Here is a 24,464-nt window from a genome sequence, read left to right on the forward strand (position 1 = left end):
TTCCTCATTACCCAGTATGGCTAATTTTTATTCAAGTCCAAAAGCACTCGCCCCTAAATCGGCACTGCTTACGATATTTCTAAACCCTGTAAATAATTCACGACCCGTACCAAATGTTGCACTTGGTTGGCTAAGTTCTAGTTCACGTTTTGCAAGTTCTTCATCGCTAACATGTACTTTCAAAATTCCGTTTGGCGCATCAAGCGTCACTAAGTCACCTTCTCGAATTTTAGCTATAATACCGCCCTCAACAGCCTCTGGCGCTAAGTGAATAGCTGCAGGTACTTTACCTGATGCACCCGACATACGGCCGTCAGTAACAATGGCGACTTTAAAGCCTTCATCTTGAAGCGTTGCCATTACTGGCGTTAGCTTATGTAGCTCTGGCATGCCTTTCGCTTTAGGGCCTTGCTCTTTTAGCACAGCAATAAAGTCTTGGTTTAATTCGCCACGCGTGTATGCATCTTGCAGAGCACTTTGTGAGCTAAATACTTTCGCAGGAGCAGTAACAATCTGATGTTCTTCAGCAACCGCTGACACTTTGATAACAGCTTTACCTAAGTTACCCGTTAGAAGTTGCAGACCACCTTGCTTACTAAATGGGTTGCTCACTGGGCGAAGTACTTCTTCATCGTGTGAGTTTGCTGGGCAATCTACCCATTTAACTTTAGTTGGGCCGGTTGAGTTACTCATGATCAAGCTATCGTCTTTATCTAAACGAGGCTCTGTCATGTAAGGTGCTAAACCATCGCCTAGCATTGTTTTAACGTCTGTGTGTAAGTAACCAGCGCTTGCAAGCTCTCGCATTAAGAAACCCATACCGCCAGCTGCTTGGAAGTGGTTTACATCAGCTGAGCCGTTAGGATAAATACGTGTAAGCAGTGGTACAACTTCTGATAAATCAGACATATCTTTCCACGTAACCTGAATGCCGGCAGCTTTTGCTATCGCAACAATATGGATTGCATGGTTAGTAGAGCCACCTGTAGAAAGCAGGCCCACTAAACCGTTTATAATCGTTTTTTCACTGATCACATCGGCTAAACACGGACTTTCTTTATCATCGGTAAGCTGCTTAAGCATGGTTTCTACAGCATTACCAGTAAGGCCATCGCGAAGCTCAGTGTAAGGATTAATAAATGAACTACCTGGAAGGTGTAAACCCATTATTTCCATTAACATTTGGTTTGAATTGGCAGTACCGTAGAACGTACACGTACCTGCACTATGGTAAGAAGCGCTTTCGGCCTCTAGTAAGTCTTCGCGACTGACTAAACCTTGTGCAAATTTTTGACGAATACGTGCTTTTTCTTTGTTAGGAATACCTGATTGCATTGGACCTGCTGGTAAAAAGAACACAGGTAAATGACCAAACGACAATGCACCGATTAATAAACCAGGAACAATTTTGTCACAAACGCCTAAACAAAAAACGCCATCAAACACATCGTGCGAAAGCGATATTGCTGTAGACATAGCGATTACGTCACGAGAAAATAACGAAAGCTCCATGCCGTCACGCCCTTGCGTAACACCATCACACATTGCAGGAACGCCACCAGCAACTTGAGCTGTAGCATCGTATTTTGTTGCAATGTCTTTAATTAAATCTGGATAGTCTTTGTATGGCACATGAGCCGATAACATATCATTATATGAGTTAATAATAGCAAGATTTGGCTGCTCATCAGCTTTTAAGCGGGCTTTGTCATCACTGCTACATGCAGCCATAACATGCGCAATATTACCGCAACCTAATCCAGCACGAACTCTTGTTTGTTTTTTTGCGTGCGAAATACGTTCTAAGTAGGCTTGACGGGTATTTTTACTGCGTTCTATAACGCGCTGGGTAACTTCTTGAATACGAGGGTGCAACATAATTTAACTCATCTCTATTAGTTAGAGGATAAAGGCTCAGTAGCAATTACAGACTCCACGTAAATAACTGTACTGAGCATCTTTGATTTACCCGTTCAAAGGTACGCTACCAGGGAGCCTCTCACAACAACCCTGACACCGGTGTCACTGTATTAACGCATGACCATGACACCGGTGTCAACCCTGAGTAATAAAAATAGACTAACTTTTTAACATGACCGATTAATGAACATTATAATTTTTAGGTATAAGCGGCTTTTTAGCAAGTTTATAAAAATAAAAAAGCCCAAATATGCGTCACTCATATTCGGGCTACTGTGAAAAAGAATTTAGACTATTTTTTAACTTGAGCTGTTGATTCACGTGTGATCAAACGAGATTCAAGAATTACCTGAAATGGCTCATCTTGAGGCTGTGCTATATGAGAAATAAGTTGAGTAACAGCCTGCTTAGTCATTTCCTCAACAGGTTGTGCAATTGTTGTTAATCCTGGCCAAATATGGCGTGCAATCGGTGCATTATCAAACCCTGCTATTGAAATATCATCAGGCACTCTTAATTGACGCTGAGTTGCTAATTTAAGTACTGCTGCAGCCATGTAATCGTTTGAAGCAAATACAGCGGTTGGCCTTGGTGACAAATCTAAAATACTACGTGCGCTATCCACACCAGAGTGATAACTAAAGTTACCCTCCTCTACTAGGCGTTCGTTAAATTCTATACCATGGCTGGCAAGCGAACGTCTATAACCTTTAAATCGTTGTTGCGTAGCACTATGATCTGGATGCCCCTTGATAAAAGCAATTGACTTATGACCAAGGCTTATCAAATGTTCTGTTACTTCAAATGCACCTTGCTCATCATTACTGCGCACAGAGATTGAATCATCTTCTAATATTGCTGATGCCACTCTGGCATAAGGAATTTTTTTTGATTTTAAAAAATTAACCAACTCAGCAAAATCACCAAATGGTGGCGTCAGAACAATTCCATCTAACCGTGATGTTTGTAATAATTGCTCAATATTGTTGATAAGAGCTTCACCTCTAAATTCACAAGGGTGAATTAAAAGGTTGTAATTATTCTCTTGGCAAGCAGCTAGCGCACCTGTTTGCACTCGCGTAATGTAACTTTTACTTGGGTTATCGTAGAGGCAACCAATGATAAAACTGCGATTTTGAGCAAGCCCACGTGCTATTGGATTTGGGGTATAATCAAGCTCTTTGAATACTGCAAGCACCTTTTCACGCGTAGCCACACTAACATTAGGTTCGTTATTTAAAACGCGTGATACCGTTTTTTTAGAAACACCAGCATGGCTTGCTACGCTGTTGATTGTTACTTTTTTCATCACTCTATTTTCCAAATGCAAACAAGGAAACGACCTTATTTACTGTTGTGCAAACATGCTGCGGCACCAATTAACGGGATGTTATCTTGCGTTACAAGCGTTACGGGAATTTGCCCTGTATATTGCGACATAATACCCTTTTGCGAAAAACGTTCAACAAAACGACTTTCAAGTAAGCGAGATTGCATGCGAGGCAAAATACCACCACCAATAAACAAACCACCTAATGCGCCATAAGCCAATGCTAAATCACCTGCCACGCTGCCTATCCAATCACAAAATTGATTGAGAGTTGCATCGCACACTTCACACTCACCACTATTAGCTAAGCTACTAATTTGCGCCGCATCAAGGTTTTTTGCAGTAACACCTTTAACCGCAGCCATTGCTTTGTATAAATGTGTAATGCCTGGACCAGAGAATACGGTTTCTACAGATACATGCTGATGCTCTTTTCTGAGTTCTGTAATTAGTGCGGTATCTAATTCGTTAACCGCCGCAAGCGATATATGACCACCTTCAGAACTTAATACTGACGTAGAGTGAGCTGTTCTTACTAAACACGCAGCACCAAAGCCAGTACCGGGGCCCATTACACCAATATTTGCATTTTCATCAGCTTGTCCTGATTTCACAGTCACATTTTGCAGAGGATCTAAATAAGGCGACGCATACGCAAAAGCAGCAAAATCGTTAATAACATCTAATTTTTCTAAATTAAAATGTTGTTTAAATTCGTTAACACTAAAATGCCAGCCTAAATTAGTTAAATGCACTTGCCCTGCTTTTATAGGGCCTGCAACTGCTAAACATGCGCGTTTAGGTTTAATATGTGAGATGGTTGATAAGTAACGCTCTAATGCATTTTCAAGCGAACCAAAATCAGCACTGGGAAATGTGTTGTTATGCTCTATAATAAATTGGTTTTTTGCCTCGTCAAAAGCTGTAATTAGAGCAAAACGAGCATTGGTGCCGCCGACATCAGCAACCAGGATAGGATCAAATTTGGTAGAAGCGTGTAAGCTCATGGTGTTATCTCTTTTGTTTAAGCGATTAATGCTTATTATTCTACAACGGTAAACCATTGGTATTTATTTACTTTAGGCTATCACCCTAAAGCAGCTATCACAGTAAAAATGCTGCCTATAAGAATATAGACAGCCAATACGTTTTGACAACAAAATGATAAAACGCCCACATTATGACACCGGTGTCATGGTCAAATCAATAAATAAATGCCTTTAACCATAAAAAGCTTGAAAAAATCCATTAATAAACGAGAATGGCACAATTATTTATTACTTTAATTAAGTTGTAACAATGAAAGGTAAAGCTACTTCATTTGACATTGCCCACTATGCTGGAGTGTCTCAATCAACCGTTTCTCGTGCTTTACGTAATAGCCCTCTGGTTAATGAAGAAACACGCAAACGTGTTCACGATGTAGCCAAACAACTTAACTACAAAGTAGATAAAAATGCCAGTAATCTTCGCACGCAACAAAGTAGTACACTCGCGTTGTTATTATTTGAAGACCCAACCTCAGATGACTCACAAATTAATCCATTTTTTTTGGCTATGCTAGGTAGCATAACTCGCGCGTGCGCTAAAGAAGGCTATGACTTATTAGTTTCATTTCAATCTGCTAGTGCTGATTGGCAAGCTGACTACGAAGATAGCCACAGAGCTGATGGCATCATCTTATTAGGTTATGGTGATTACATCGACTTTCAACCAAAGTTTAAAAGCCTACTTGAACAAAATACTAAATTTGTTTGTTGGGGAGCAACGGTTGATAACCGCCCTGATCTAACCGTATGCTGTGATAACTATGGTGGAGGTAAGCAAGCTGCAGCCCATTTTATTGCACATAATCGTAGCGATTGTGCGTTTATAGGTGATGCTTCAGATCATAGTCCAGAATTTTTTGCACGCTTTCAAGGCTTCAAAGATGAGCTACTTGCTAATAAGGTAACAATAAACGAAAGAAAGATGGCCAACGCTATATCTACAGAAGAATCTGGATATCACGCCACCCGCTCCCTTATTGCTAATAATATAAAGTTTAACGCCTTATTCGCTGCAAGCGATTTAATCGCCATTGGCGCAATACGAGCGCTTAAAGAAGCAAATATCAAGGTACCTAAAGACGTAGCTGTTGTCGGTTTTGATAACATTGCTATTGCGAGCTATGTAAACCCACCACTTACGACCATAGAGCAAAATACGACGGTTGCAGGACAAATGCTAGTTGAAAATTTATTAAAACTCATACGCGGGGAAGAAGTGCAAAGCACTTTATTACCGCCGCTGTTAATTGCCAGAGGCTCAAGTTAATTTAATTGTAAACTTTAGGGCTCATTTTTTACAAATAACTTATTAAATAACATTTCACATTGTTTAAGCCCATCAACCGTTAATACGATAGATTTAGCTTTACCAATAGGGTTACAGATTAAACCTTTTTCAAACAACCGGTTGGTTACTTCCCAATCAACTTGCTTCCAAGCTCGATTGTGCTCATGTAATGTGAGATACATCAACGCTAATGCAGCTTCATCTATTTTATTTTCATCAATATTCATTACTAACTCCCAATCATTAGGACTCTTGAATTCAAGCTTTAAATTATTTACGTATTCATTAAACCCTTTATAGCGAGGCTTTATTCATTAAACCCTTTCATTTTTATAACCAGGACGTGCAGTTCTGCTTTTTCATCACTTCGTCTATCTGCTACTGGTTTAGTTTCATTCTTGAACCAGAGAATGAAGAAGATAAAATAATTGAGCAATATAATTGCCACTGAAACCATTATTTCTAATTCAAACTCTGTGATAATAAGTAACCAGAGTTTTTAAGTAATCGACTTTTTAGTTCTTTGCTGTAAGTACGGCTTACTTTCATAGATTTATCATTTTTTAAAATAGCGTTGTACTCACTATTTCGCAGAGGTTCTAAACGCTTTACATGCTTCAGATTTACGATAGCTGATTTATGTATGCGTACAAAATCAGCTGGGAGTGTATCTTTTTCGAGACTTTTCATTCGAGCGCGCATCACAAATGTTTCTTGTTGAGTATGTACACACATATAATCACCTGCTGCATCTATACATAAAATATCGTTGTAAGGTACAAGTTGTATAGGGTTTCGACCATCTTGTATAATTAAGTTATTAGCCTCAACTAACGTTTCAATTTTTGTTGAGTTGGTGAGTCTTGGTTGCTGCGCGTTTAAATAACTTTCGCGCATTTCAAGTAATTGCTGCTTGTTAACCACGCTACTTAAACGTTCACTTGCGCGCTCAATAGCTTCACCTAAGCGCTGCAATTTAACCGGCTTGAGCAAATAATCTACCGCCTTAACTTCAAAAGCTTGCACTGCATGCTGATGAAAAGCTGTAACAAAAATAACAGCAGGGCAATAATTCCCAATAAAGTATTTAACTAACTCAAAGCCTGATTTTTCAGGCATTTCTATATCTAAAAAAATAAGGTTTGGTTGGGTTTTATTTATAATACTTACGGCGTCATCTACACTATTAGCATGGCCAATAACATCTATTTGAGGAAAGCTTTCAAGCCTTATCATCAACCCTTCTATAGCACTGTACTCATCATCAACTATCAGTGTTTTTAGCTGCATGCATATTCTCCTGTGTACGCTCAAGTGGAATTGCCATATTAACCCACGCTCCGCCCAGTTCGTTGTTACCTGTTTTAAATTTATTATTTTGAGGATAAATTAAGCTTAATCGTTGTTCACAATTTTTTAAGCCTATTCCTCTTTGAGAATTAGTATTTGTGTTAAAACCTTTGCCTGTATCTAAAACAGAAATAGACAACGTATTATTCTTTTGCTCTATTCTTAGCGTTATTGTTATGTTTTGAGCTTGATCCATTCCATGCTTTAAAGCGTTTTCAACTAAAGGCTGAATAAGCATAGAAGGAATTAAAAAGTCATCGCAGTGAGACTCGGTAATAATGTTTACATTCAGCTTATTACCAAAACGGCATTGCTCTATATCAAGATAGGTATTTAATATTTGTACTTCTTCGTGCACTGTTATTTTAGCAAGCGGATCGGTGTACAAACTATACCGTAATAAATCGCATAGTTTTTCAAGCATATCAACTGCATGCATATTATCTTTTTTTAGTATTAACGTACAAATTGCGTTAATGCTATTAAACATAAAATGAGGATTTAACTGATAACGCAGCATTTTAAGCTGTGCTTCGTTTGCTAAGTTAAGAGCAACAGCAGCTTTTTGTTTTTGCGCTTGGTTATCAAGGTAAGATGTAATACCAAAATAAGCCCCCGTCCATGTTGCTAACATAGTAAGTGACGCCGTACTCCAGGTGCCAAAGTCAAACCAACTCATCGCTGACCACCAATGGCCATAAAACCACTGCAAAGCAGCCCATTTAAAAGCGGTCCACACTATACTTGCAATCAACAGCGCTGAAACATGCAGTGGAATACTTATGTTTGCCGATTTTGTTCTTGCGAACAAATAACACTTCCTTAAACCAAGCGTTATGAAAAGCCCGCATAAGGTGTCGAGTACCAAATGCGGAATATGAATTTGCCAAGGCTCGTTACTAGGTAGCTTTATCATTATTTCAGTTAAAAGCGCATAAATCCCCCAACCACTCAACTGAAAAGCCCAAAATAAATAACGCCGAGATTCTAATTTCACATCTATCCTAATAAAATGAAAACAGGTATTAAACCCGATTAAAGTTTATAAATCATTACAGCCTATAATAAGGCTATTACTCTGTGTCGCTTTCACTAACGCAACATTCGCAATTGCTAAATTGAGTGGATGCTGAGCATTAATACTAAGTATTTCAGTGACTTCGTTCATCTTTGTTTGAGCTGCACTACATCCCAACTTTATAGCGACAGTTTGCCAGCCTTTATTTTTTAACTGGGTAAGTTGAGTCATTAGACTTATTTTAGTCAAACATACTTGTTCCCCACACATTGCGCGAAGCTCAACAACATCCGATTGCACATCATCAACGCGTATATCAAATTGTATGAACTGTTTATCAACGTCTTTAAACTCTGTCGTTGCTTGTTCAAAACGTAAACTCACTATGGCAATCTCTTGTGTATTATTCCAAACAAACTGTCTGCCATCTTCTTGATACGCTAAGTTAACCGATTGCATAGAAATACTTTTGCCGTCGGCGCTCATGGCTGATGAGCTTTTAGTCATTATGTTGGTTTGAGTTTGGTCTGATAACGCCCAGCGAACGTTAGGTGCTAAGTTTCTAACAAAAAATGAGGTGCCTTGGCTGTCACTTTCATTAGCTTTTGGACTGGTTTTTTCTGATAGTTTTTTTACACTTTTAGGTTCTTTATAACTAAGTCCATAACCATAAGCAAATAAAGGATCGTAGTTTTTATCGCCTTTATTGAGAATAAATTGGTCGTCAAATTTTGGCCACGAAAAACTTAATTTACCTGTAAAGTCGTATTTAACAGCATCGTTTTTATCTAAAAGTAAAACGTCAGCAACACCTTGCCCTTGTGAGCCCGGTAACCATGCGGCTACAAACGCATCCGACGCATTTATCTCTTTATTTACCCAAAGCGGACGACCGCTTATAAATACACTCACTACCGGAATGTTTTGTGCTTGCAGCGATTTTAATAAAACGAGATCTTTTTTATTATCTTGCTGATATTCAAGCCCTTGTATGTCGCCAAACCACTCGGCGTAAGGATCTTCGCCAAACACGACTATTGCTATATCGGGTTTTTGCTTATATTGTGCATTTTGCGATAATTCAATTTCACCACCAGCGGCAAGTACTTGTTCTTTTAAACCATCAAAAATAGACACTGCATTTGGAAAATCTGCATTGGTATTATCCGTTCCTTGCCATGATACGCTCCAACCACCCGCTTGTTTGGCAATATTATGTGCGCCATTACCTGTCACTAATATTTTGCTACGCGGAGATATTGGTAACACATTTTGATTATTTTTTAGTGTATTATTTTTCAATAATACTAAAGACTTTCTAACCGCCTCACGTGCCAAAGCTTTATGCTCTGGGGCATTTAACCAGTCTGTATTTTTAGATTCTGCACGACTCGATGGCTTATCCTTGGTAAATAATCCCCAACGCACTTTTGCGCGAAGAAAACGCCTAACCGCGTCATTTATTCGCTCAAGCTTTATATCGCCTTGCTTAACTTGCTTAACTGTATTGTGATAAAATGCCTCATAGTGTTCTGGCACCATCATTACATCGACACCTGCATTAAATGCACCGGCACATTGTTCAAGATCGCATCCTTTTACAAATTTATGCGCATTCCAATCACTTACAACAAATCCATCAAACCCCATTTTTTTCTTCAGTACAGTCGTTAATAAATATTTACTGCCGTGAACTCGTCTTGAATTCCAACTATTAAACGAGGCCATGACTGATTGCACACCCGCTTCAATCGCCGAAAAATAACCCGCCGCGTGAATATCTCTCAGTGTTTTTTCATCAATCACAGTATTTCCTCTATCTATACCGTTTTCGGTGCCGCCATCACCCACAAAGTGTTTTGCCGTAGCAATACGATGATAACCATTTAAAAAATCGTCGTTTATATCACCTTGTAAACCTGACACCATAGCACTTGCGTAACGTTTAACTATATCAGGGTCTTCTGAATAACTTTCGTAAGTACGTCCCCACCTATCATCTCTTACTACAGCAACTGTGGGTGCAAAACTCCATTCAATACCGGTTACTGAAACTTCTTTTGCTGTTGCTTTGCCAATTTTTTTTATTAATTCTGCATCGTTAGCTGCACCTAAACCAATATTGTGAGGAAATAACGTTGCACCATATACATTACTATGGCCATGCATAGCATCTGTGCCCCAAATGGTGGGTATTGTACTTTGGTCTTGCGAGCTATCAATTGAGGCTAAATACATTTCATCAGCAAAGCGTAACCACGTTTTTGAATCTGCGGTTTTATTGCCGTATGGTGCTGAATTACCTCCATTTAAATATGAGCCAAAGCCATACTTTCGCATTTTTTCAACGCTGAGATAGCTTATTTCTGGTTGAATTAATTGTGCTACTTTTTGCTCAATACTCATTGTCGCCATAAGCTCATCAATTTGGTGCTCAACCGATAGATTAGGCTTTAATTGCGTATTAACCATTGGCCAATCTACTAATTCTGTAGCCATTACGCTAACGCTTAAAGTACATACGCTTAACAAAGCAGGAAAAGTATTTCGCCAAAAACGACGATTAATAGTAAGCATTTAGGGATCCTTAGAGTTTTTATAACTTGATTTTTAATGCTGTTAGCCATTCGTGCTAACATTATTACGAAAAACGCTTCCTTGCGATTTTATGTAATTAACCTGAACCCTGGTTAAGAGATTTACTAACATATTGAATTAGGGTGATATTTAAATTTATTCTCTCTAACCAGCGATTTTCAGTGAAACAAGGCGAATTTACACGTCAATAGCTGGCCTAATGCAAGTAAATTTAACGCAGTTAGCGCTGAAAATAGCTGCTCAAGATAGGTTTATTATCCAGAGTTCAGGTTAATTAGCCGTAATAAAAAACGAACCACACAACGTTTAATGTAGTGATCAATTAAACAAAGTACTGTAGAACGACAAAGTGAGCTTAATTAGTTAGCCGTGTACTGAATGAAGTCATAGTATGCCCAAGCAGAGCTTTGATAATACTGACCTGGAAAATAATAAGCTTGCTCTGAGTTATCACCATGCCAGTGATTAATCATCAACTTGGTGTTATCAACCGGCCATGCATAAGCAGGAATTTCGTTATTTGTTAAATTGCCATCACCATTGTCTTTATACATAACGCGAATTGTTTGCTCTGTACCTTGGCTATTATAAATAAACCAGCGTATTTGATTTACACTCCACTCAAATCCTATTTCTACTAACTCATTTTGAATGTTTACTCCAAACTGTGCTAAATCAATATCTTCTTCCCAACTTTGATATACCCCGCCATTTGGCTGATAAATAATATTGGTATGAACGACATTGCCAAGTGAAGGTAAAAATTCAATATCAATTTCTTGCCAAGCCCGTCCTGGCTCATCAAACCATGAGGTATAGGTGAAAATAGATGATACAGTCCCTGGGGTATTCCCTGTTTTTAATGCTCCTTGTACTTTGCCATAGGTTATCGTATTTGTACTTTGTAGCTCAGCACATTTGTTGTTATCAACTACCAGTGTTATGCCATGTGAGCTTGGTGAGATTAGACCTGGTTCAAATGTACAGCCAAATGGGCTGCCATTATCGCCTGATCTGGGTGTCCATATTGATGAATCAAAACCCCATGTAAAATTATCTTTAAAACTATTTGCTAGTACATCAGGTACTAACAACGCACTTAGTAAAATGAATACGACTATTTTTTTATACATATTTAATGATCTCTATTAAGATTTAAATGCACGTCAAATACTGCAATTACACAACCGCTTAAAGCACAGGACGTACGTTTTAATACTATATTTAACACTATAGGTTAAAAGTTAAACCCTACTTTTGCACCATAGTACCTAGGCATACCAAAACTGCCTTTAGCAAAGCCTTTAGAGGTACTGTTCCAATGCTGAACAGTTTCGTCACTGGCGTTACTAATGAACGCTTCTGCAAACCATTTTTGGCTTTGCGGTTCATATTTTAAAGAGGCATTAAACATTGCAAAGCTATCACGGGAGTCATCTATATAACGCGTTGCTTCATCAGAGATGGCAAACTCCATATCATCGAGGTGTTTATCAACGTTCCAAACTGTTGAATATGATTTATCCTTCCAACTTACATTAAACCAGCTGTGTATAAACCCGTATTCACCAAAATCAAAACTATGCGTGTAACTTAAATTAGCAGTAAATTTAGGCGTCATCGCCAAGACATTGCCTTTTAAATTAGTTTGTAACAAAGGATTTTCAGGATTGAGTGAGTCCTCATAAGAAATATCAAATAAATACTCAGCATCGTAGTCCCACTTTGTAAACCAATCGTCTGTTACTTGAGCCTCTGTCCAGGTTACATATCCCGTAATTCGACCGTTTGGATATGGCTTCCAATCAAATTCGAGCTCAATTCCTTTAATAGTAGAACCAGGTACATTTTGTGTGTAATACGCTATAACAGGCTGATTTATGTAATCTAATACAGGGTTTCCTGAGCCATCCAAAATAGGCCTGCCATCATTATCCTCAACAGCAGAAAGACGCTCAACGTTACCAATAGAACCAACAGATGCATACTGCATGTCTGTGTAATCTGTGTAGAAAAATGCAGCTTGTAGATTTAACGAGTTATCAAAAAAGCTCGATTTAGCGCCTATTTCCCATGTTAATACTTCTTCTGGATCAAATTGCGTTTCGAATCGATTTACTTCAGAGGTTCTATCGTTTACTACTTCAAACACATCGCCAATACCACCGGCTTTAAAGCCGCTTGCTAAATAAGTATAAAGCATTGTATCGGGGCTCAAGTCGTAATCTAAACCCACTCTAAAGTCATGGTGCGTCCAACTGCCTTTGTTGTCATTTTCAAAAAATGATGCGTAAATAGTAGGATCTTCAAAGTAATCTGCTGGCAAGTTATTTAAATCAGTACGATTAAACCAACCCGGCGCGCAGCCATCTGCATTTGAGCAACGATAAGAGCGCCCGCCTTTATCTTCTTTTGTTTCATCACTAAAGCGATACCCCAGTGTGGCGTGCAGTTTGGGGGTTATTTTATACGTAGCTTGTGCAAAAAATGCGAATGCATCGGTTGATCTATCAGGTTGATCCCAAAATACTTTATCGTCCATTGGATTATCGTAATACCCGAGCGTTGTGGTTTTTTCGTGAAAATAGTTAACGCCCACAATCCAAGTAAGGTCAGTCATATCTGATGATTGTAGTTGCAGCTCTGTAGAATAAGATTTAGCGCCAGTACCGTCTAAAAAATAAGTTGCACCATCCCAAACATCTAAACCCGCTTCGCTATCTTGCTTTGAAGAGCGCTCCATGTCTTCAAAGCCCACTAACCACACTAAATCAAGATCGTCTGTTAATGCATAATTAAGAGTGTTACGTAAATACGTTATATCTAATTTAAGTTCACCGGGTACATTCACAACCGCTTGATATGTATTATCTGAAGGTAAAAAGTTTGAACAATCGCCACCGTACTCTGTTGGGCGACCTCGTAATTTATCGCAGTTTACCAAATCAACATTATTACCACTGTCGTTAACATATTTTTGAAATACGGTATGGTTGGTGAAATTACCATCTAAAGGCGACCATAACGTACTTACTCTAAATGAATACTCATTAGCACTATTATAAAAATCTGATTTGTCAGCTTCTGTTAACGCGCGAACTTGCTGCGACTCTGGGTTGGTACCAGCTGCATCTATCCACCAATTCTCTCGTTGAGTAAGTGTACTGCCAATGTTTTGATATGAATCTTGTGAAATAACGTCTGTATTTAGTACTGCATCACTTAATCTGCGAGTATCGTATTGGTTAGGATCGTAATAACCTTCCAAATAAGAATCACGTTTTAACCCTTTAGCTGCAATACGGACCGCAAAATCGTCGCTAACTGAAAAGTTATAAAAACCTTCCGCACTGCGTGTATTATATTTGCCCGCTTCTAACGTTACACTACCATAATCATCAGTAAAATCAGGTTTTGCAGAAATAACATTAATGCTACCAACGGTCGAATTTCTGCCAAACAGCGTACCTTGTGGTCCACGTAGTGCTTCAATACGCTCAACATCGTACATTAATGCTAAAGCACCTTGCATTCTTGGTGAATAAATTCCATCTAAATGCACGCCAACAGCAGGGTCGCCAAGTTCAGTAATATTGGTAGAGCGCACGCCTCGCATAGATATAACTGGTGCTGATTGATCTGTTGCCGCTGATATATCAAGCCCAGGTACAAGATTTGCTATATCCCTTATATTATTAACACCACTTTGTTTTAATTGTGCCGATGTTAACGCTGTAATTGCGACGGGTGTTTCCATTAACCTTGTTTTACGCTTAGTCGCCGTTACCGATATAACTTCTAATGCAGTGTCATTTTTTTTAACCTCGTTACTATTGCTTTGATCTGCTAAAGACTCTTGAGCAATACTAGGCAACGAACAAGCAAGTGCGATTGCCAAAGTTATTGTGTTTATTTTTTGCACGGGTATCACCTTTCAATTTGTGTGGGTTGTCAGAGGCATGTAAAACAGCTTTATTTACTACCTGTTAACAGGTTACAAATTAGTTACACCCATTGACTACCCTAATACGGTAAAGCGAAGCACTGGCAATACAACCCGAGTAAATTACACGTAAATAAAAATTAAGTTGTCATATTTATCATTATTAAATAACCTGAACTTTGGATAATAACTGCTTGAGATAAATAAGTTTAACTATCATTGTGGTTCAATATGTTCATAAATCTCTTAACCAGAATTCAGGTTAAATAGATATAAATTAACTAGAGCCTATTTACCTTTCGAGGTTAAATTTACAGCAGTATGTCTGGTTTTACGCAAATTGGCGCTTATGGGTCGAGGTTATTCACCATAGGCGATGTAAGTCATTATATTAGCGCAGGAGCCGTTACCAGCTCCATTCGGTTACACACCTTACGCCTCGGTTAAGCCGCATTTAGATAAAACACATTTAAATCCTGAAAGATCAACCAGCCACAATAAAAGTGTTCCGATTGAGGTGAACATACGCTTTATGGATAATCAGATTTGATGAACTAAAAGCAAGGAGGTCAGCTTAACAACTCTTAAGTCACAGATACTAAAAAGCCATGGTTATAAACCATGGCTTTTAAATTTAAAAATATGAAAATTACTATTTTAGTGCTTTTTTAACAACTGGGTAGTGATCCCATACTTGTTTATCACTGAGTGAGCGTACCAGCTTAATGTATTCTGCGTGTGTCCAAGCTAGAGGTGTTGCTGAATTAGTCCCTTCGCCCAGTGTATAACCTGCTTTGTTTACACCAACGCCGTCCCATACTTGCTCTGGTAACATCATGCCTTCATTGGCAAATTGCTCTAAGCCTTTAACATAGCTGTTTTTAATTTGCGCTTGTTTAGCATCATCCAGAGCGTTGTTCGCATTAGCTGCAGCTATTTCATAGTGACCACGCTCACCGGTGAAAAACGGCCATACACGACCACGTTGGCCTGGTGTATTACTGCCACCCTCTGCGTAATTAGTACCGGTTACTTCATCTTCGCCGTAGCCATCATTACCGTAGCGACGGTAGCCTGTAAATGTGCCGCTGCCGTCGTCAAAGCTAAAGCTGTATTTAACTTGTAGGTTATCTTCAAGCGTTTCGTCATCGTACTCAGGTAGTGTTTTAACAATGCTTTCATCGTTTGCGCCACGTACGCCATAGCGTACTAGTTCTAAAAACCCACCATCTAAAATTTGCTTTTTGTTAAAACCTTCACGGCCATTATTAGCGTTAATTTTAGTGTCTGATTTTGCATCGGTATCTTGGCCTATACGAATAAAGTATTCACCATCACTATCTTCGCCTTTTAAGTTACCCTCGGTGGTAAACATTTGCGATTCAATATCGTTGTTATACTTTTTAGCCGTAGCTAGGTAGCGCTGTGCGTTTTTATCATCGCCACTAAGCGCTGCTATATCACTGGCTGTAACAAGGCCTGCTACTATTGCGGCTGTAGTTGAAGGCGAATAACCGCTTTGCTCTTCCCAGCGCTCTTGTTGTGTTGCCGGTGGTGTAATTTGCGTGTCGTTCCACAAAATTTTAGCAAGGCCGCCCTCGACTAAAAAATCCGCCGCTGGTTTTAACATACGTGCGTACCAGTCTTTAAGCTCGGCATCACTAAGTACATTTGCTTGGTGTAATTTCCACGCAAGCATAATTGGCATCGCAGTTTGATCAAGCTGTACACCCACCCATTCTAGTTCGCCATCGACATGTGTTTTTTGTAAAAACCAGCCTGTATCGCCATTGTTACCTGGCGTTTTGCTATTAACTTGAACTTTTTCAAGGTATTCGAATGCTATTTTTGCTGTAGCTGTATCACCCAGTGCCATAAATGCCATAGCTACTTGGTAGAAATCTCGTACCCACACGGCTTTATAACCAGTTGAGCCTGTTTTAGCCGATACGGTTTCGCCCCACGGATTAGACAACGACGCAATAAGCGCACCTGCGTGTGTTTTGTCTTCTTGTGCTTTTAATACCATTGCGCTGGTATAAAGTAACTTACCGTTATCGGCCGTTTGCCCCGACATTTTATTAATAGGTGTAAGGCTTTGTAGGTAATCTTGCCAACCAAATGCCGTACCTTTACCATTGTAGTTATCAAGTACACTTTGATAACCTTTTGCTAATGTTTGGGCGCCCTGCTCTGCACTTTGTTGCTCGTTATGTGCAAAGCTCAGTACTAAATCAAACGTGGTATTACTTTCAATATTGCCAAGCTCAGCAAGTAAACTGACATTACCTGACTGCTCACCAGTATTGCTATAGCTGGTATTTAATGCTTGTGACTTTTTAAGCTCATCCAAACCATCGCTTACACCCGTAAAGCCAACCGTTTTTGCGCCAAATTCAGTATTTGCTTGCAATGTTAAGTAGTTGTCACCTTGCCAAGCAACTAAACCTTGCTCGGTAGTTTTTGCAAAATCATCAAGGCCGTTATTATCAATATATGGATTTACCACAACATAGGCTTTAACGTCTTTAAGGTCGGTATTAAACACGCTACGAACAAATAAACTTTGCCCATCAGGATCGGTAAAAACGTGTTTTTCAAGAGTGAATCTGCCTTGTTTATCTTTACTTACTATTTTATAAGCAAGTGATAACGGACGGCCTTGCTCGTCTTTGTATAGATAATCAATAGTGACATCAAGATCGTCTGCTTCGCTAACAGTAAAGTCTTTTCCTGTTACCACAAATTGCATATCTTTTATTTGTGCTTGATGAATAAGGCCAAACATAGTTTCGGTGATCATGCCTTTAGCAATTGAAAACCAGACTTTTGATACTACCCCTGTTGGTGCATCACTTGTGTAATGACCATTTTGGTATTGCTCGTACGATGTGCCAATCCCTGTTTTACCTGCGTATGACCAAAACGGGTCGCTGCCCGGAGCACCAGGCGCAGTTGTTTTAGATGTTTGTACTGTTTGTGACTGATTCGTATTTTGAGCACCGCATGCAGTTAATCCAAGTGCTAATAATGAAATAGTAATTAGGTTATAGTTTTTCATTTTTTTACTCTTAATTAGAATTTTTAACGCGCATAACAGCAATGGCTGCTAATACAAATGACGCAGCACCAATTAACAAAGCGTAAATGGGCTGATTAGAAAACACATGACTCAAAATAAGCCCTAAAATACTGGCTGCAAGTAGCTGTGGAATAACAATAAAGAAGTTAAATATTCCCATATAAACACCCATTTTATTACTCGGTAATGAGTTACTTAGCATTGCATAAGGCAGTGACAATATTGAAGCCCACGCAAAACCAACACCAATCATAGGAATAAGCAGCATTTTGGGGTCTGTTATAAACATAAAGCTGGCAAGGCCTAATGCGCCTAGTAATAAGTTAAAACAATGCGCGCCTTTTAAGCCCATTTTTTTAACTAAGAATGGAATGCACATTGCGGCAATAGCAGCGAATCCATTGTAAGCCGCAAATAAAATACCGACCCAATCAGCGCCATCGTTAAACGCTTTTGATGTTGTATCGCTACTCCCATAATGAAAGCTTGTTACTGCCGACGTGGTATAAATCCACATCGCAAATAAGGTAAACCAACTAAAAAATTGCACCCAAGCTAATTGCTTCATCGCAGTTGGCATTGTAAATACATCTTGCACTACTTGATAAAAGCCCCCTTGAGTGTGATTTTTAGCTTTTAATAAACCAGCAATCCACTGCACAATGCCAAAGGCAAGTAAGCCACCCGCTAATAAATAAAGTTCTTTTTCAAGCGCTAAGCCCATCACTAGGGCAAGTGTTGCAAGGCCTAATACAACAAATATAATGCCGCCTTTATTGTAGTTAATATCAGCAATCTCAGCCGTTACAACTGGCCCTTTTTGTGCCTCAAATTTAGCTAATTGCTCAGGTGTGTATTCTTTTGTTTTTGCAACAGTCCACAACACAGCAGCTAGTAAAACAACGCCACCCCAGTAAAATGAGTACTTAACTGAGTCTGGTATTTCACCAATAGCTGCCGTGTTACTCACATCAAACCAATTTGTCATCATCCATGGCAGTGCTGATGCCAAAACTGCACCTATACCAATAAAAAAACTTTGTAACCCGTAACCGGTAGCGCGTTGTTTTTCTGGCAAGTTATCGCCTACAAGCGCTCTAAATGGTTCCATGGTTACGTTAATTGACGCATCCATAATCCACAACATACCAGCAGCAATCCACAATGTTGCCGAATGCGGCATAATAAACAATGCAATGGTTGTTAATATTGCACCCAAAAAGAAAAATGGACGACGACGACCAAAACGACACCACGTTTTATCACTCCAATAACCAATAATAGGTTGCACAATTAAACCGGTTAGCGGTGCTGCTACCCATAAAATAGGAATATCATCCACTTGTGCGCCAAGGGTTTGAAATATTCGGCTCACGTTACCGTTTTGCAGGGCAAAACCAAACTGTATGCCTAAAAAGCCAAAACACATGTTCCATATTTGCCAAAAGCTTAGAGTTGGCTTGTCGCTATTATTTTGATTATTCATTATTAGCCTTATTTGTTAATACTGCGCTGCTAAATGCATCAAGTGTAAGTGTGAAGGTTGCGCCTTGAGACCCTGATGTAATCTCGGTGCTATGCTGCTCAAGTAAGTCATGCAATTGAGTGTATTCGCTGAGTCCCGCTAATTGCACTTTTGATAAATTAACCGTAATTGTTTGAGATTGTTCGCTAAAGTTACTTAATACGTAAAGCATTTGTTGGCCAAGTTTGCGGGTAAAGCCTATAACTCGCTCACTTCCTGTAATGCTAAGCTCACTCATTTCACCGCCCACCACTGCAGGTAAACTATTAAGTGACAGAATGGCTTTATAGTAATCACGAAGTGCTACTTGCTCTTTTGTTAAATTAGCGCCGTCAAACTTACCGCTATTCATCCATGCTTGATGCGCTGGTACGCCAATGTAATCAAAAATACTGGTGCGGGTTGGTAAGCCAAAGCCTGCATATTCAGATCCATCCTCCCCTACATCTTGGCCAAAATATAATAAGGTGGGTGCACGGCTAATCAGGTTTGAAACCACCATGGCTGGTTTACCCCACACGGCTTTGCCTGCAAAGTCTGGGCTTGCGATACGCTGTTCATCGTGATTTTCTAAAAAGTGCAGCATGTGCTGTTCAATATCCGCAACCTGTTGCTGCGCATCAAAAATAGCGTTTGCAGGTTGCTTGCTTTGCATAATTGCTTTTAAGGTATCGTAAAAACCGACCTTATCGTATAAATAGTCCATTTTACCTTGATGGATATAAGCACGGTACATTTTTGGGTTGTAAACTTCGGCAAGTAAAAATGCATCAGGTTTTTGCATTTTTATTGATGAGTTTAAAAAGCTCCAAAATTCAACCGGCACCATTTCGGCCATGTCGTACCTAAAGCCATCAACACCTTTATCTAACCAAAAAAGCGCAATGTCTCTAAATTTGTACCAGCTGTTAGGGAGCTCTTTATCTTGCCAAAACGCGTAGTGAGCACGGTAATCTTTATTTTTGTATTCATTTGGTAACTCTACAAAGTCGTAGCTGCCATCAGGCTTTATACCGTAATTCACTTTTACTGTTTCGTACCAATCGTTCATATCTGGTTTTGGAGATCGAGCACCATTACCTGTCCATTTGGCGGGTGTTTCATCAAAAAAACCATCAACAAGAGGATGAGCATTCCCGCCTAGCACTTTATAGGTTGTAGAGGTAGGCACTTGAAATGACTGCCCAGGCACATAGTAAAAATTGTTGTTTTTATCGTACGTTTTACTGGTGTCGTCTTGCGCGCCAAAATCTTCAACCCCTTTAGGCTTTCCTAATGATTGATAATGTCGCGCAACATGGTTAGGCACTATATCAATAATGACTTTCATGCCATGGCTGTGCGTACGCTCAATGAGCTGGCTAAACTCTCCCATGCGGTTCGTCACATTAACGGCTAAGTCGGGGTTAACATCGTAGTAATCCTTAATTGCGTACGGTGAACCTGCACGGCCCTTTACTACATCGGGGTCATCTTGCGAAATGCCGTAGTCGGTATAATCGCCTACTAACGCATGGTGTAACACACCGGTATACCAAACGTGCGTGGTACCTAGCTCTTTAATGCCTTTTAGGGCTGCATCGTTAAAGTCGGCAAATTTACCTACACCATTTTGCTCTTTAGTGCCCCATGGCACATTGGCAGTTTCAGTATTACCAAACAAACGGGTAAATACTTGATATACAACCGGCTTGGTAAGCTCATTTTGTGTGTGTGCGGGGGTTTGCTGTTGTTCAGGTTTGTTATTTTCTGAACACCCTGTAGCAATAAGTGCACTACACAGTACTGCGGGTACATAAACTGATTTTTTCATTGTGTGTCTTTTTTGTCAGTATTGTTATTAACTTTATACTAAAGATTACTGCAGCAACCATACAGTTGCTGCATACGTATTCAGGTAAACTATTGAGAGGTATTTATAATTAATACCGTTGCACTCATTGCCGGTAAAGCAACTGTATTACCCAACACCTGTGTTTTGTGGGTGAATAAGTTAAGTGCTTTGGTATTTTTTGGTATTACTTCCTGCATATACTCAATATTCTTAGTGAGCTCTTTTGTGTTTTTATTCATAAATACCAACACAGTTTGCTCGTCGCTAATACGCGCGTAACTATACACACCTTGTTGAGGCGTAAAGTGTACAAGCTTTCCTTTATCAAGCGCATTGCTGCCTTTTCTAAAGTTAAGCAAGGTGCTAATTGTTTTATGCATCTCTTTTTGCTGTTTTGTTAGCCCCTCGCCCGTAAAGGCGTTACGAGTTTGGCCTTTAAATCCACCTGGGAAGTCTATTCTAATATCACCATGGTCTTTACTTGGAGTGTTATCTAATAGCACTTCCGTACCGTAGTACATTTGGGCTATACCTCGTGTGGTTAAAAACAAGGTCATTGCCATTTTAGTTTTGGCTTCGTCTTGGCCAAGTTCAGTGTAAACGCGGCTCATATCGTGATTATCTGCAAATACCATAATGTTATTGGTATCAGGGTATAAAAAATCATTAGCTAACGATTCATATACTTTAACCCAACCGGTGTTCCAACTTTCATCTTCGTTTAGCGCTTGAATTACCGCCTCTTGCAACGAAAAGTCCATAACGCTTGGTAGGCTTGATGTATAGCCATCTTGGTTATGCTTACCACGTTGCCAGTAAGAGGCAATAGCAGGGTTAGAGGTCCACTCTTCTCCTACAATATTAAAATCCGGATACTCTTGCATAATTGCTTTTGTCCAATCGCTCAAAAATGCTTTATCTGAGTAAGAGTAAGTATCAACGCGAATACCACTTAAATCTGCGTATTCAATCCACCAAATCGCATTTTGAGTTAAATATTCGCTTAAAAGTGGTTGGCGCTGGTTTAAATCCGGCATGCTGGCTACAAACCAGCCATCGTTAAACTGGCGTTTATCGTAATCGCTTGCGTGTGGGTCTTGAATTGTTTGGCGGGCATGGCTTGTCGCATTTTTACCATTTTCAAATTCGCCATTAAAGTTGATCCAATCTTTGCTCGGTTTATCCTTCATCCATGTATGCTCAGCACCAAAGTGATTAAGCACCATATCCATTACAAGACCAATCCCCTGCTCTTTGGCCTTTACTGAGAGCGATTTATAAAGTGAATTAGAACCCATGCGTGGGTCTACGTTATAAAAATCAGTAATAGCATAACCGTGATAAGAGTAATCGGGCATGTTGTTTTCAAGCACCGGCGTTAACCACAACTGCGTTACACCTAAATCTTTTAAATATGGCAATGCATTAATAACACCTTGTATATCACCACCGTGTCGCCCGCCCTTTGTAGTAGGATCAGCGGCTTCTAGCATGCTAGGGACAGTATCGTTTTGCTCATCACCATTAGCAAAACGATCGGGGTTAATTAGATAAAGAGTATCGGCTGATGTAAACCCTTGGCGCTTTGCACTGTTTTTATAACGTGCAAGTAGCGGAAATTCAAAACGTTGGTTCGTTTCGCTGCTATTAAATTCAAGCGTTCCCGCTTTAGCGGCATCGGAAATGGTTATATTTAAAAATACATAATTAGGGTTATCTGTACGCGTTATTTTATTTAACTTAACGCCATTGTATTTAGCTAATTTAATTTGCTCGTTAGAAATATTTTTTTCATGCACCATGATGGTTATAGTGCTTTTATTCATACCTACCCACCAATTGGCCGGTTCAACGTCAAGTGCATAGCTAATGGTTGGTAAGGTACATGCACTTACAAGTAAAAGTGTGTTTAAAAATCGCATCATTAGGCCTTTTTGATTTCTTTTAAAAAATCTTTATGAGTGGGTAACTGCTCTACCGTTGAAGTAATAAGCGTTTTTAATGTAGAAAATAAATCGTTAAGTTGTTCACTACTGAGTGAATCTACAATACTGTTGTAATCATCGGGGATAAGGCCCTGGCCTATAAACACTTGCTGCCAAGCAACTTCAGCAAATAACTCGTCGTTTTCACGGACTACCTTGCCTGTGTGTTTAAATAAACTGAGTTTATGAGCCAATGAGTCGGGAATTTCCATTTGCTTACACTGACGCCAAAATGCAGAGTCGCCCCGCTCTGTAAGTTTGTAATGCAAAATAATAAAATCGCGCATGTGCTCTATTTCTGTCACGCTTTGTTTATTAAACTCGCTTGCTAACGCATCGCTGATACCATGGTGTGGAAATAATTTGATCAGCCGTGTAACTGCGCTTTGAATTAGGTGAATGCTTGTAGATTCCAATGGCTCTAAAAAGCCACTTGATAAACCAACCGCGACTACATTTTTATGCCATTGTTTTACACGTCTACCTGTTTTGAATTTAATAAATCTAGGTTCTGTTATTGGATCTGCCGGTAAGTTATTAAGCAACAACGCCTTTGCGTCTTCATCCGATAAATAACGACTACAATAAACCAAGCCATTGCCTATTCGGCTTTGTAACGGAATTTGCCACTGCCAACCGGCACTGTGCGCAATTGATTGCGTATAAGGTTTTAATTCGTCGTTTGATTTTGTTTGTACTGCGATGGCACTATCGCATGGTAAATAATGAGACCAATCTACAAATCCGGTATTGAGTGTTTTCTCAATAAGCAACGCACGCAACCCTGTGCAATCTATAAATAAATCACCGTTGATTTGCTTATTATCATCGAGTATGAGTGTTTCTACATTACCCGTTGCTAAACATTGTGTAACCTCACTAATTTTGGCATCAATGTGTTTTACACCGCGCGATATTGCCAGCTTTTTTAAATATTCAGCGTAAAGTGTGGCGTCAAAATGATAAGCGTAACTTAGCCCTGGTAATTGGGTATTGGGTATTGTGTTTAAGGGAGCAAATTTATGCTGTTTAGCGGCTTGGTAATTTAACGAAAAATCCCATAAATCGTCTTCGCAACCCGTGATTCGACCTTTTAACCAAAAGTTATAAAAGTCGCAAAACGGGAAGTCTTTTCCAATCGGGCCAAACGCATGCATATAACTGTGCGTTGGTTTTTTCCAGTTTTCGAATTCAATACCGAGTTTAATTGTTGCGTTGGTTTCGTTTATAAACTCTTTTTCGTTAATGCCTAATGCGTTATTAAGTGAAATAATAGGCGGAATTGTTGCTTCTCCAACTCCCACGGTGCCAATAGATGATGACTCTATCAATGTGATATTAATTACTTTACCTAACACTTTATTAAGCAGTGCTGCAGTTATCCAACCTGCGGTACCACCGCCTGCGATCACGACGTGTTTTATTGATTTCATCTTATTATCCACGTTTTATTAAATCAAAGTATGATTAAAAAGTTAGGTAAAGTAGCTATAAAAAAGCCCTTGTAAAATAAATCACAAGGGCTTCTACACACAATTTTTA

Annotated in this window: 15 protein-coding genes; 1 reads left to right on the forward strand and 14 read right to left on the reverse strand. The window is 39.4% G+C overall.

Features of this window, described 5'->3' with window-relative positions; translation table 11 throughout:
• Positions 1–27 precede the first annotated feature (27 nt).
• From edd to glk, 3 genes are all read right to left on the reverse strand, one after another.
• Complete coding sequence (gene edd / locus NRL14_RS08130; RefSeq protein WP_096792974.1) at positions 28–1,878, reverse strand: phosphogluconate dehydratase; 1,851 nt, start codon at positions 1,876–1,878, stop codon at positions 28–30.
• Positions 1,879–2,212: 334 nt separating this feature from the next.
• A complete protein-coding gene (locus NRL14_RS08135) occupies positions 2,213–3,229 on the reverse strand; it encodes a LacI family DNA-binding transcriptional regulator (RefSeq protein ID WP_007375362.1) in 1,017 nt (338 codons plus the stop codon).
• A gap of 35 nt (positions 3,230–3,264) precedes the next feature.
• A complete protein-coding gene (gene glk / locus NRL14_RS08140; RefSeq protein WP_007375363.1) occupies positions 3,265–4,257 on the reverse strand; it encodes a glucokinase in 993 nt (330 codons plus the stop codon).
• 292 nt (positions 4,258–4,549) lie between these two features.
• Here glk and NRL14_RS08145 point away from each other — a divergent pair, with 292 nt between their 5' ends.
• Positions 4,550–5,566 carry a LacI family DNA-binding transcriptional regulator gene (locus NRL14_RS08145; protein ID WP_007375364.1) on the forward strand — a complete coding sequence of 339 codons (1,017 nt, stop codon included), beginning with the start codon at positions 4,550–4,552 and terminating at the stop codon, positions 5,564–5,566.
• 14 nt (positions 5,567–5,580) lie between these two features.
• On the opposite strand, the gene NRL14_RS08150 is transcribed toward NRL14_RS08145, so the two are convergent.
• From NRL14_RS08150 to NRL14_RS08200, 11 genes are all read right to left on the reverse strand, one after another.
• Positions 5,581–5,814, reverse strand: coding sequence for a DUF6429 family protein (locus tag NRL14_RS08150; protein ID WP_008134061.1), 234 nt, complete (start codon positions 5,812–5,814; stop codon positions 5,581–5,583).
• A 235-nt stretch (positions 5,815–6,049) separates the two neighbouring features.
• Positions 6,050–6,877, reverse strand: coding sequence for a LytTR family DNA-binding domain-containing protein (locus tag NRL14_RS08155; protein WP_096792971.1), 828 nt, complete (start codon positions 6,875–6,877; stop codon positions 6,050–6,052).
• Entirely contained in the window at positions 6,852–7,934 is a 1,083-nt protein-coding gene (locus NRL14_RS08160; protein ID WP_033039307.1) for a sensor histidine kinase, read from the reverse strand. The genes NRL14_RS08155 and NRL14_RS08160 overlap by 26 nt, the downstream gene beginning before the upstream one ends.
• 45 nt (positions 7,935–7,979) lie before the next feature.
• Positions 7,980–10,532, reverse strand: a complete 2,553-nt coding sequence (locus tag NRL14_RS08165) for a glycoside hydrolase family 3 protein (RefSeq protein ID WP_306724416.1) — start codon at positions 10,530–10,532, stop codon at positions 7,980–7,982.
• A gap of 380 nt (positions 10,533–10,912) precedes the next feature.
• Positions 10,913–11,686 carry a family 16 glycosylhydrolase gene (locus NRL14_RS08170; protein WP_007375369.1) on the reverse strand — a complete coding sequence of 258 codons (774 nt, stop codon included), beginning with the start codon at positions 11,684–11,686 and terminating at the stop codon, positions 10,913–10,915.
• 104 nt (positions 11,687–11,790) lie between these two features.
• Entirely contained in the window at positions 11,791–14,475 is a 2,685-nt protein-coding gene (locus tag NRL14_RS08175; protein WP_306724417.1) for a TonB-dependent receptor, read from the reverse strand.
• A gap of 673 nt (positions 14,476–15,148) precedes the next feature.
• Positions 15,149–17,557 carry a glycoside hydrolase family 15 protein gene (locus NRL14_RS08180; protein ID WP_306724418.1) on the reverse strand — a complete coding sequence of 803 codons (2,409 nt, stop codon included), beginning with the start codon at positions 17,555–17,557 and terminating at the stop codon, positions 15,149–15,151.
• Positions 17,558–17,567: 10 nt separating this feature from the next.
• The gene (locus NRL14_RS08185) at positions 17,568–19,064 is read right to left on the reverse strand and encodes an MFS transporter (protein WP_149606087.1); all 1,497 of its coding nucleotides are present in this window, start codon (positions 19,062–19,064) and stop codon (positions 17,568–17,570) included.
• Entirely contained in the window at positions 19,057–20,916 is a 1,860-nt protein-coding gene (locus NRL14_RS08190; RefSeq protein WP_149606086.1) for an alpha-amylase family protein, read from the reverse strand. Before NRL14_RS08190 ends, NRL14_RS08185 begins: the two co-directional genes overlap by 8 nt.
• A gap of 89 nt (positions 20,917–21,005) precedes the next feature.
• Complete coding sequence (locus NRL14_RS08195; protein ID WP_149606085.1) at positions 21,006–22,862, reverse strand: glycoside hydrolase family 13 protein; 1,857 nt, start codon at positions 22,860–22,862, stop codon at positions 21,006–21,008.
• The gene (locus tag NRL14_RS08200; RefSeq protein WP_149606084.1) at positions 22,862–24,355 is read right to left on the reverse strand and encodes a tryptophan halogenase family protein; all 1,494 of its coding nucleotides are present in this window, start codon (positions 24,353–24,355) and stop codon (positions 22,862–22,864) included. The genes NRL14_RS08195 and NRL14_RS08200 overlap by 1 nt, the downstream gene beginning before the upstream one ends.
• Positions 24,356–24,464: the final 109 nt, after the last annotated feature.

This window comes from Pseudoalteromonas sp. 20-92 (assembly GCF_030847595.1).
GTDB classification, from domain to species: domain Bacteria; phylum Pseudomonadota; class Gammaproteobacteria; order Enterobacterales; family Alteromonadaceae; genus Pseudoalteromonas; species Pseudoalteromonas fuliginea.